Source organism: Nocardia sp. NPDC058497 (assembly GCF_042720195.1).
In the GTDB taxonomy this organism is placed as follows: Bacteria; Actinomycetota; Actinomycetes; order Mycobacteriales; family Mycobacteriaceae; genus Nocardia.
The window spans coordinates 1-9,388 of sequence record NZ_JBHXMY010000209.1; the positions used below are offsets into that span (position 1 = coordinate 1).

Below are 9,388 nucleotides of genomic sequence, written 5' to 3' on the forward strand. Positions count from 1 at the left end.
CTCCCACAGAGATATACACATATCTTGTGGTCGGGAGCGTGAGTTGTGTTTTAGAGACAGAGAGACAGCGGCGGCCGTGGAGGCCAGGCTCACCACGGTACCGATCGCGGCGACCACCGGGGCTTGCAACGCGATCAGCAACAGCACGAAGCCGAGCACCAGGATGATCCCCACCACGATCGGGAAGTAGTCGTTCAGCGCCTGTTGCAGATCCAGGTTCTCCGCGGGCGCGCCGCCGACCAGCGCACCGGAGGGCAGCGCGTTCCGCAGGCCATCGAGGATCTCCCCCATCCGCTCATCGGAGGGATCGACGCCGGGCAGGGCCTGCATCATCACCAGATCGCCGCCGTCGGCAGCCGATTGGGCCGGAGTAAGCATGCTGATTCCGTCCACGGTCCGGGCAGCCGCTTCGATCTCGGCGACTTCCGTTGCGGGAGCGATGATCTGGAGCATTCCCGGCGTGCCCTCGCCCAGCTGCGACTGCACCAGTTCATAGCCTTGGCGCACCGGCGCGTCGGCCGGGACGACCTGAATGGAGGGCATGGCCACCTTCAGCCCGAACACCGGGGCCGCCAGCGCGATGAGCACCGCGAGCGCGCCGATCGCGAACGGCAACGGATGCCGGTGCAGCAGTCGCCCCCACGCGGCGAACCGCGGTGACCGATGCGGCTGACCTTTGGCATACGACAGCGCACCGGCATTGACCTTGCCACCGAGCGCTCCCAGCGCCGCGGGCAGCAGCGTCATGGTCGCCGCGAGCACGAAGGCCACGGCGAGCATGATGCCCACGGCCATGGTCCGCACCGCGGGCGCGGGCACGATCAAGACCGCCGACAGGCTGACCAGCACCGTGAGTCCGGACAGCACGACGGCTTTGCCCGCGGTATCCATGGTTTCGGCGACCGCGGCCCGGACCGTTGGCGCGCCGGCGAGTGCGGCACGGAAGCGGGCGACGATGAACAGCGCATAGTCGATGCCCAGCGCCAGGGCGAACATCATCGCGAAGTTCATGGCCCACACCGAGATCGGCGTGACCTCGTTGAGCAGCACCAGCCCGCCCGCCGAGGCCACCAGCCCCGCCAACGTGAGCAGCAGCGGCAAACCGGCCGCGACCAGCGATCCGAACGCCAGCACCATGATCGCCACGGTGACCGGCCAGGAGAACAGCTCGGCCTTGATCATGGCGTCGTGATTGGCCTTGTTGAAATCACTCCACAAGGCCGACGCGCCGGTGGGATAGATCTCGATACCGTTGCCGGACAAGGCGGTCAGCGCCTCCTTGTGCTCGTCGACGGCCTTGACCATCTCGTCGGTGAAGGCGTTCGCGCCCGCGATGAGAATGCCGGTGTGCCCGTCGGGGCTGATCGAACTGCCCGGCTGCGGCGCGATCACCGCGCCGAAGCGGGCATCACCGGCGAAGACGCCGGTGATCTCACCGAGCACGCGCTGCACCCCGGGGCTGTCGATGGTCTCGGTATCGGAATGGACCACCACCTGCACCGCTGCCGAGGAGTTCCCGCCGAAGTGTTGTTGCGCCAGCTCACGCACCCGCACCGATTCCGAGCCATCGGCCTGCCAACCCGCCCCCGCGAGCGAGGTGAACACACTCGGCGCGGCGGCACCGAGCACGATCAGTACCAGCAGCCACAGGCCGAAGACGGCCCGGGCGTGCCCGGCCATCAGTGATCCGAGCCTGCCCAGCATTCCGCCGGAACGGGTCGGCTGCGGGATGTCACGGGCCGGAGAATCGGCCACGAGGTCGGTCATCACCTGCTCCTTCCTATACCCCTGGGGGTATCTACAACTCGGTATCGGACTATACCCCGGGGGGTATCATCCGAGCAGTGTGACCTCGGGCACCGTGCGCATCGGGAGCCGACGGCCATCCATGCACAGGCGGCTATACGCGCCGCCGGGACACCCCAGTGCGTCCAGCCGAGCGGTCAGAGAGCGAGCATGGCGGCAGCGACCTGTTCGGCCGCGGCGTGCCGCAGGGCGGTGCCCATGTCGTCGAGGACGAGCAGTCGCGCTGCGGGGATCTCGGCGGCGAGGGCCTCGCCGTTGCCGACCGGGAAGAACGGGTCGGCGCGACCGTGCACCACGAGCGTGGGCACGTCGAGCTCACCGAGCCGCTCCCGCCATCGCGGGGCGCAGTCGATCCGGGAGAACACCATCCCGAGCTGGTTCGCCAGGTGTACCGCGGGATCGCTCGACGACGTCCGGTCCCAGATTCCGGCCGCCGTCGCCCGCGCCTCCTGCGGATCGTTGCCCATCGGCTCGGCACCCTCGGCGGCGAACGCCGCGACGGCATCCCGGTCGGTCCAGTCCGGCCGCGGGCGGGAGAACAGCGCGCCCATGACCGCGGGATCGTGGCCCGGCAGGTCCTCGTCCACCGGTCCCGGCGCCACCGGCCGGGTGCCGACGAGGGTCAGCGCGGAGAACACGTCCGGGTGGTCCAGCGCGGCGACCTGAGCGACCATCCCACCGACGCCGACCCCACCGAGATGGGCGGTCCCGGCACCGAGCACCCCGACCAGCGCGACCGCGTCGGCGACGAGATCCCGCAGGTCATACGCCGGATTCTCCGGGTCGAGGGTCGTCGAGGCGCCGGAGTCACGCAGGTCGTAGCGGCTCACGCGCCGCCCGCCCGATGCGAGCCGCTCGCACAGCGCGTCGGGCCAGGACAACATCGTTGTGCCGCCGACCAGCAGGACCAGCGGATCGTCCTCGCGGCCGAAGCTCTCGATGCCGAGGTCCACACCGTTCGCCCGTACCGAGGTCATGCCAGATCGAAACGATCTCGTCATCCCGGGACTCCTGCCTGTCGGTACATCCACAGGTATCGACGACGGATTCACCCGAAAGTCATCGGTGCGGCCGAACTCGGCAGAGCACGTCGTCGACGCGATCCCCCACCTCACCGCCTACCTGAGCTGAGCCGCAATCGTCCTCGCGCTCGGTCACCTCCTCCCGAAGCACGTGGCCGATCAGTCGCGCGGCGTGGGTCGCCAGCAAGCGCCGAGCAGTAGCCCCGCCGACAACACGCCGCGAACGGTCGTGATCACCAGCGCCCGCAGCAACCGCCTCGTCGATGCCCTCATCGCTGCCGCCACCCACTGACCGGGTGAGCGCAGGAGCCAGGTCAGGACGGGCTCCCCGATCCGAACGGGCCCGACGGTCAGCGGCAGTCGATGTACTCGAGGTAGGCGCGGCCGGAGATCGCGCGGCCCAGGTAGGTGCCGGTGTAGTCGTAGGTGCCGACAAATCCGGCGCCGAGCCCGTAGGAGTAGTCACCGCCGGCCTTGCCATCGACGGTGATCAAGTCCCGGCCCTCGTCGTCGAGTACCCGCCACGACAACGAATTCGGCAGACGCATCGCGCGGCCGTCGGGGGTGCGCCGCGGTTCGGATTCGTACTCTCGGACACGGAAGTCGAATCCGCGGGTGAACACGCCGCCGTAGCCGTCGAGTGAGCGCAGATAGACCGCCTTCTGGATCGGGAACCCAGCGGGCCCGAGCACCTGGACCAGCAATGCCTGCGTGCGGTGGTCGAGGTTGAGGACATGGTAGGTGAAGAACTTGGCTGGCAGCTTGGGTCGCGTGGAGGCCGTCACGCTGTGCATTCCGACGCCGGCGGCGTATTCGACGGTGCACAACCCCTCGACTTCGACGCGGTCTCCGCGATGGTCGATGTGACCGCGGTAGGTCGACAGCAGGCTCCAATGCCGGTACAGCGCCGGGATGTTCGCGAAGTGCGCCACCTTGTCGGTGGCCTCGATCTCGAGTTCGACGGTGACGTCGGGATGGGTCCGGCGCACGGTGAAGTGCGGGTAGGTACCAGCGATGTCGAGTTCCTCGCCGAAGCGGAGGTGGCTGCCGTCCGGGGCGAACTCGCAGTCGCGAGCGATGCTGTGTACGAGGAACTGCCCGTCCGCCATGGATGCCGTGGCCGACGAGGTATATACGGTGTCGGACGGGTTGGTGGTGATCGCATGATCGTTGGCGAAGATCGTCACTCCGGGCGTACCCAGGATCGACATGACTCCGAACGAACGGTGCGGCTCGGGCAGATCGGGCACCATCACCCCGTAGTGCACCCAGTTCCGCCGCCGCCCCGACGGCGGGCTCATCGACCGGGTGGCATCGAACGGAGAACCGTTCACACGCCCGGTTCGATTCACCAGACCGACCAACCGCTGCGCCAGTCGTTGCGCCTCGACCATCGTTTGTCCTCCATTCACCGGACCGCTCACCGGAACCTTACCCGTAAGTAATATCGCGGCACCGTGCACACGCGTGTGTTCCGCCACCGCGAACCCCGCGGCTGCGCCACATCCACTGTTCCGCGCGAGCGGATCATCGCTCGCCGTTGCGACGTTTTGCTGCCAGCGGCGGGCAGGTGGGCCTGGGTGCCGCCCGCCGACGCGATTCTGCCGCTGCCGGACGGCCTGTTCCTGGTCGAGACCGTCGACGACGGCTGCAGCTACGGGTCCACCAGCGCCTGTGCTCGGGAATTCGTCATCGGCGGGACGAGCGGTGCTCCCGACGACGTCGCCGCGCGGGTTCGACTGCACCTGCAGGAGTCCCACGGCTGGACGCTGACACCTGGGACACGCTCGAACGATGTCCGCGACTATTGGAGCAGTACCTACCCCCGGACACAAGGCTGGGCCCTCGACCAGTACCGCGCACGGGTGAGCGTGTCCATTCACCACGAGCGAGTGACCGTCCGGCTCGCCTATCTCGACGACTGGTGACGAGGGCGTGAGCCGGTCCGTCGTCTTCACGCGTGACGGGCGGGACTGCAGACTCAGGCGCGCAGCAGTGCGGCTTGGACCTGTTGCAGACGTTCGACGTCGCCGCGGAAGCCGGCCACGGCGTCGTTGTACAGGAACGCTTCCCAGAGCCTGACCAGTGCATAGGCCAAGGTGGCGCGCTCGATCGGCGGGCGGTAGCCCTGCTCCTCGGCGCGCTCGATGAGACCCTCCACGACGGCGACCGCGGCCTGGTGGACGGGACCGTCGCTGCGGGTGATCAGGCGCAGCGCCCCGGTCGACTCGTTGTCGAAGTAGGTGCGCAGCGAATCGTCTTCGACCAGCCAGTGGATGCAGCGATCGAGGACCTCGTTGAGGCGCTCGGCGCCGGTGGCGGCACTGGCGCGTTCGGCGTAGGCGACCATCCGCTCGAGCTGGCGGGCGATCGCGGCGCCGAGTAGTCCGTCGCGGGAACCGAACCACCGGTAGATGCTGGTGCGGCCGAGGCCGAGCTGGGCGGCGATGGCGTTCACGTCGACGCGATTGCCGGAGAGGAAGACCTCGACCGCGGCTCGCAGCACGTCGTCCCGGCTGGCCGCGGCCGGGCGTCCCGGTGCTCTCATTCCCTCGGCTCGCGTCACAACGCACAGCATAAGTGCTCCTTCGCGGCTATCATTTGATACATACGCATCTCTGTGTAACATACTCGACCATGCAACTGGCACTCACCGAGGACGAGCTCGCCTTCCGCGACGAGCTGCGTGCCTTCTTCCGGCACGAAATCCCCGCCGACATCCGTAATCGAGCCAGGCACATGGCCGAACTCAGCAAGGACGACATCGTCACGACCCAGCGCATCCTGCACGCGCACGGCCTGGCGGTGCCGCATTGGCCGGTCGAATGGGGCGGCCGCGACTGGACCCCGATCCAGCGCCACATTTGGCACGACGAGATGCAGCTCGCGTCGGTCCCGGAGCCACTCACGTTCAACACCAACATGATCGGGCCGGTGATCGCGCAGTTCGGCTCGCAGGAGATGAAGCAGCGCTTCCTGCCCGCCACCGCGAACCTCGACATCTGGTGGTGCCAGGGGTTCTCCGAGCCCGATGCCGGTTCCGACCTGGCCTCGCTGCGCACCGTCGCCGTGCGTGACGGCGACGAGTATGTGATCAACGGCCAGAAGACCTGGACCACCGCCGCTCAGAGCGCGGATTGGATGTTCTGTCTGGCCCGCACCGACCCGGACGCACCCAAGAAGCAGGCAGGCATCTCGATGCTGCTGTTCCCCCTGGACTCCCCCGGCGTGACGGTCCGCCCGATCGAACTGATCGACGGCGGTTTCGAGGTCAACGAGGTGTTCCTGGAGAACGTGCGGGTGCCCGCCGACCAGCTCGTCGGCGCGGAGAACCAGGGCTGGACCTACGCCAAGTTCCTGCTCGGCAACGAGCGCACCGGCATCGCCGCCGTCGGGCAGACCAAGGTGCGGCTGTGGCTGGCCAAGGAATACGCCAAGCAGACCCGACTCGACACCGGCACCCTGCTCGACGATCCCGTCTTCGCCGCCCGCATCGCCGAACTCGAAAACGAGCTGCTGGCACTGGAACTCGTCCAGATGCGGGTCGTCGCGGGACCGGCCGACGCAAGCCCGAATCCGGTGTCCTCGATTCTCAAACTGCGCGGCACCGAACTGCAGCAGGCGGTCACCGAACTGTTCGTCGACATCGCGGGCCCGGAATCCCTCGCCGCCGAAGCCGACACCCCGGACTGGGCGCGCCGCAGCACCGCCACCTACCTGAACTACCGCAAGACATCGATCTACGGAGGATCCAACGAGGTGCAGCGCAGCATCATCGCTTCGACGATCCTCGGACTGTGAGGCACCGCCATGGATTTCGAACTCAGCACCGAACAGACCATGCTGCGCGACACCGTGCGCAGCGTCCTGACCCGCCACTACACGCCGGAACGTCGCGTCGAGGTGATCGGCACCGAACTGGGCTGGGACCCGCGGGTGTGGTCGACCTTCGCCGAGATCGGCCTGCTCGGCCTGACCATCTCCGCAGAGGACGGCGGCATGGGCGCGGGCCCGATCGAGACGATGCTGGTGCTCGAGGAACTCGGCCGCGCTCTGGCACCGGAACCGGTTCTGGACTGCGCGCTCCTGCCTGCCGTGATCATCGGCCGGGCCGGTACCGAGACCCAGCGCAAAGAACTGCTACCCCAGATCGCCGAGGGCACGCTGCGACTGGTCTTCGCCCACGCGGAGCCCGGCACGCGGTGGCCTTCGACGCGCATCGGCACGCAGGCATTGCCGTACGGTGACGGCTGGCAGCTGGCCGGGCGCAAGCACCCTGTCGCCTACGGCGATGGCGCCGACCGGCTCATCGTCAGCGCGGCGCTGCCCGGCGGCGGCACCGCACTGTTCCTCGTCGACCCCACCGCACCGGGCGTGACCAGGACCGGGTTCCGCACCCATGACGGCAGGCGCGGCGCCGACATCGAATTCGACGGCGCGGCAGCTGAATTGCTCGGCACACCCGACGACGCCACCGATGTCATCGCCGACGTGGTGATCACCGCGCAGGCCGCACTGGGTGCCGAAGCGGTCGGGGCGATGGCGGAAGCGCTGCGGCTCACCACCGACTACCTTGGCACCCGCAAGCAGTTCGGGGTCGCACTGCGCAGTTTCCAGACCCTCACCCAGCGTGCCGCCGACATGTACGTCTCGCTGGAACTGGCACGCAGCATGAGCCTGTACGCGTCGATGTCACTGGCCGACGGTGTCGCCGATCCGATGGTCGCCTCGCGCGCGAAACTACGGATCGGGCGCTCGGGCAGGCACATCGGGCAGGAGGCCATCCAGATGCACGGCGGCATCGGCATGACCGCCGAATACCCCGTCGGCCACTACACCGCGCGCCTGACCGCCATCGAGCACACCCTCGGTGATTCGAGCGATCACCTGCGTTACCTGGCCGGCCACGTCGCCGACCACCAGCTGGCCGAAATCTGAGGACACTGCTCGACATCGCCGCCGCGGCGATGTCGAGCAGTTCCCCGATCAACCCCGGACGGCGACCGCGTCCACCTCGAACAGCATCCCGGGCAGCGCCAGCGCGGCAACGCCCAGCAGGGTTTGCACCGGCGGCCGGTCACCCCAGATCTCGGCGATCTTCTTACCGAGGATCGTCAGCTTGTCGAGGTCGTGCTCGACGATGAACGTCCGCAGCTGCGCGACATCGGCGTAGCCGAGACCGGCCGCGCGCAACGCGATCCCGAGATTGCCGAACGCCCGATCGACCTGCCCGGCGAAATCCGTGGTCGTCGTGTGCCCGTCACCGTCGGAGTCGTACTGACCGGCGATCAGCACGAGCTCCCCGGTCACCCGCGCGACATGGCTGTACCCGAACCCCGTCGGATCGTGCAGCTCGGCCGGATTGATGATCTCCACAGACACGTCTCTCTCCTGTCGTCGCGAACGGTTCGCACTGAGGTGACGACGCAGGCATCGCGAGTGTGACATCACGCTGAACCTGAAGTCCCACTCCGACGTTGGCGCCCGTCGCGCGTGCGTGGATAGGGTCGCAGCGTGAACACTTCGGAGCCGGTGAACCGCGATATCGACGACATCGTCGGCGAACTGACACGCCAAGATCCCTTCCGCGTGTGGAAAACCGCCGTCGACAACCGCATTGCCGCCGCGGATCCGGAACTCGTCGTCACCCTCGCCCGTGCGGCCGCCCCGAAAGTCGATCCCGACCTGGGCCGAGCGTTGCTCGACTCCGCGTTCCGGTCGCTCCTCGCCGCACAGATACCCGGCAAGGTGACCGCCGCACTGCACGTCATCGCGGTGATGCGACCGGCGAAGCACCGGGCCCGGCAGCTCGCGGCCCTGCTCGCCGGACTGCTCGACGCCGACGATGCTGTCACGGCCTTTTTCCAGGCTGGCGCGGCCGGGCCGATCGCGGAGGAACTGCGCGCCTGCCTGCTCCACGAACTCCTCTTTCGTGGCGTCACCGTGACGGAGCTCGACCCCATCATCCGGTGGACCACCTCGCCGCACTGGGCAGGCCATCCGCTCCGCGTACTACCGCTGCAGCGCACAGACTTCGAACACGATCTCCCGATTCGCCACTACAGCGGAAGTGGGTCGTCGGTCGCCCTGCCGTTCGACACCGATCCGACCCCGGCGCTGAGCAGACATACCCGAATCGCCCTCCCGACAGCCCGCGAAATAACGACCCCGGAATCGACGGAACAGCTCGCGCAGGCCGTCGCCAACTGGAAAACCCACTCCAACGGCCGCATCGAAGCCCGCACCTTCGCGCTCACCAGCATCCCCGATCCCGCCACGGCCGCCGCAGTCCTCGAAACCCTCCCCCTCGCCTGCCTGCGGGCCCGCCACCCCGCCGCGACCGACCTGGTGGTCACTCCGTCCACCCCCGCGCGGGTCTGGCGAATCCTGTTCGCCGCGGCGGCCCACCGCCCCCCCCGCACCACAGCCGAGGCGGCGGGCCACGGGCCCCCCCCCCGCCCCCCCCCCAAAAAAACCCCCCCAACAACCCCCGCCTACACACCCCACGCCCCAACCCAAACACCCCCCACACCCCCCCCCCAGCGCCCCCAGAGTAACAC

General features: G+C 68.2%; 9 protein-coding genes. 4 read left to right on the forward strand and 5 right to left on the reverse strand.

Features of this window, described 5'->3' with window-relative positions:
* From ACFWPJ_RS16080 to ACFWPJ_RS16090, 3 genes are all read right to left on the reverse strand, one after another.
* On the reverse strand, positions 1 to 1,767 hold a 1,767-nt coding region (locus tag ACFWPJ_RS16080), incomplete at its 3' end, for an MMPL family transporter (protein WP_378851955.1).
* A gap of 176 nt (positions 1,768 to 1,943) precedes the next feature.
* Positions 1,944 to 2,807, reverse strand: coding sequence for an alpha/beta fold hydrolase (locus ACFWPJ_RS16085; protein WP_378851958.1), 864 nt, complete (start codon positions 2,805 to 2,807; stop codon positions 1,944 to 1,946).
* A 371-nt stretch (positions 2,808 to 3,178) separates the two neighbouring features.
* Entirely contained in the window at positions 3,179 to 4,222 is a 1,044-nt protein-coding gene (locus tag ACFWPJ_RS16090) for a DUF6670 family protein (RefSeq protein WP_378851961.1), read from the reverse strand.
* A gap of 186 nt (positions 4,223 to 4,408) precedes the next feature.
* Here ACFWPJ_RS16090 and ACFWPJ_RS16095 point away from each other — a divergent pair, with 186 nt between their 5' ends.
* The gene (locus tag ACFWPJ_RS16095) at positions 4,409 to 4,756 is read left to right on the forward strand and encodes a hypothetical protein (protein WP_378851964.1); all 348 of its coding nucleotides are present in this window, start codon (positions 4,409 to 4,411) and stop codon (positions 4,754 to 4,756) included.
* A gap of 53 nt (positions 4,757 to 4,809) precedes the next feature.
* On the opposite strand, the gene ACFWPJ_RS16100 is transcribed toward ACFWPJ_RS16095, so the two are convergent.
* The gene (locus ACFWPJ_RS16100) at positions 4,810 to 5,394 is read right to left on the reverse strand and encodes a QsdR family transcriptional regulator (protein ID WP_378851967.1); all 585 of its coding nucleotides are present in this window, start codon (positions 5,392 to 5,394) and stop codon (positions 4,810 to 4,812) included.
* A 71-nt stretch (positions 5,395 to 5,465) separates the two neighbouring features.
* Between ACFWPJ_RS16100 and ACFWPJ_RS16105 the strand changes: the two genes are divergently transcribed.
* Positions 5,466 to 6,629, forward strand: a complete 1,164-nt coding sequence (locus ACFWPJ_RS16105) for an acyl-CoA dehydrogenase family protein (RefSeq protein ID WP_378851970.1) — start codon at positions 5,466 to 5,468, stop codon at positions 6,627 to 6,629.
* A 9-nt stretch (positions 6,630 to 6,638) separates the two neighbouring features.
* A complete protein-coding gene (locus tag ACFWPJ_RS16110; RefSeq protein WP_378851972.1) occupies positions 6,639 to 7,766 on the forward strand; it encodes an acyl-CoA dehydrogenase family protein in 1,128 nt (375 codons plus the stop codon).
* Positions 7,767 to 7,814: 48 nt separating this feature from the next.
* Here ACFWPJ_RS16110 and ACFWPJ_RS16115 read toward each other — a convergent pair whose 3' ends face one another.
* On the reverse strand, positions 7,815 to 8,210 hold the full coding sequence (locus ACFWPJ_RS16115; RefSeq protein WP_378851975.1) for a RidA family protein: 396 nt from the start codon (positions 8,208 to 8,210) through the stop codon (positions 7,815 to 7,817).
* Positions 8,211 to 8,342: 132 nt separating this feature from the next.
* On the opposite strand from ACFWPJ_RS16115, the gene ACFWPJ_RS16120 reads away from it, so the two are divergent.
* On the forward strand, positions 8,343 to 9,388 hold a 1,046-nt coding region (locus tag ACFWPJ_RS16120; RefSeq protein WP_378851977.1), incomplete at its 3' end, for a DUF6183 family protein.